This is a genomic window from Yersinia similis, assembly GCF_001053095.1.
Taxonomy (GTDB): Bacteria; Pseudomonadota; Gammaproteobacteria; order Enterobacterales; family Enterobacteriaceae; genus Yersinia; species Yersinia similis.
Genome location: NZ_CGBP01000088.1, coordinates 1 through 1,255, shown reverse-complemented (window position 1 = coordinate 1,255; position 1,255 = coordinate 1). Strand labels below are relative to the sequence as shown.

Here is a 1,255-nt window from a genome sequence, read left to right as displayed (position 1 = left end):
AATGGTCGATGTGCCGTTGTCTACGCCGGTGCCATCATCCACGCCTGTGATGTAGTTATTGTTATAGAATTGGATAGCATCGTATTCACTGGCGATATTATTGACGTCAATGTTGACCAGGGTATTGCCGTCAATGCTCTGCGTATTAAGGGTAATACCCTCCCCGTTACTGGAGTTAATCTGGCCCGTCACGGTGATATCGGTGGTTGCTGTACCCCGGCTAGCCTCAGTAAAGCTATATATCCCATTCCCCATTGAAGTAATGTCATTGAAGTGGATGAGCGTGGTGGCATCCCCCTGAGAGGAATAGGTTTGGAACGTTACTCCTTGTCCCCATTCCGCAACGAGATGCCCGGTTGCAGTAATGGCAGAAAGAGCTGAACCCGAAGAATTGTAATTGTTGATATCAAGCGATTGACTGCTGGAAGTAATGTTATTCACATTGATGAGCATAGTGGAATTGCCTTCAAAAGTCATTCCCATCACTTTAATCCCGGTACCGTTTTCTGAAGTAATCGTGCCTGAGACATCGAGGTCAAGCAGCATATTTCCAATTTGGTTATAGCCGTTAATATTGAGTGCGTCATACAGAGAATAAACGTTATTCAACTTGATAGCGGTCTCGACGTTCCCCTCATCCGAGTAGGTATTGGCATACAGAGCAGATCCTGAAGTAGCCGTAAGATCACCCGTCAATATAATATCGGTTACAGCCCCATTCGAGCTGCCATTATCGATATAAAGGCCCGCATATTCACCCGTGACATTATTTGCGCGAAATCTAAGGCTCACAAGGCCGCTATTGGTATAATTGTAAATTTTGACAGCTTGACTATTGGCTGAGCTGATATCGCCATCGATATTGATATCGGTCATCACCTCCCCTGAATAATTGCTATTATTAATATCCAAGGCGTCGAGGTCTGTCCTGATACTCTTTGAATTGAAATTAAGGATACTGGTGCCACTATTGGAATAATTCTGGATCGAGGCTCCTGAATATTCGACGTTGATATCGTTGGCAATATCAACATTGGTGATGGCCGTTCCGTACCGTGAATTATTATCGCTTTGGATACCCGCAATACCTGAAATAGCATGGATGTTCAGAGTGATAGTTGAATCATTGTCTGCCAATGAGTAGATTGCAAGGGCAGGAGTGCCATTCAGGCCGCTGGATAACATGCCGGAGAGGTCTACCCGTATGGTCGAATCGTCACTGCTCTGGTTGTCAATGTAAACGCCACTGCCAATT

Annotated in this window: 1 pseudogene; it reads right to left on the bottom strand. The window is 45.1% G+C overall.

Annotated elements, in window-relative coordinates:
- Positions 1-1,255: pseudogene (locus AC971_RS22400) on the bottom strand (autotransporter outer membrane beta-barrel domain-containing protein); the annotation flags it as partial.